General features: G+C 69.2%; 1 protein-coding gene. It reads left to right on the forward strand.

Going from position 1 to position 260, the window contains the following annotated elements:
- Positions 1 to 260: class I tRNA ligase family protein (locus RM609_RS34360; RefSeq protein WP_311616609.1), on the forward strand; the 260-nt coding region annotated here is incomplete at both ends.

Consider the following 260-nt stretch of genomic DNA (forward strand, 5'->3'; position numbering starts at 1 on the left):
CGCCTACGGCCTCCCGGTCGTCAACCCGGTCCGCCCGGACGGCACCTTCGAGGAGAGCCTCGGCCTTGTCGGCGGTCTGTTCTTCAAGAAGGCCGACGAGAAACTCGTCGCCGACCTCACCGAGCGCAGCCTCCTCTTCCGCCACGTCGCCTACGAGCACCGCTACCCGCACTGCTGGCGCTGCCACACCGCGCTCCTCTACTACGCACCGCCGTCCTGGTACCTCCGCACCACCGCGAGCACGGACCGGCTACTCCAGG

Origin of the sequence: Streptomyces hesseae (assembly GCF_031845785.1) — a bacterium.
Taxonomy (GTDB): Bacteria; Actinomycetota; Actinomycetes; order Streptomycetales; family Streptomycetaceae; genus Streptomyces; species Streptomyces hesseae.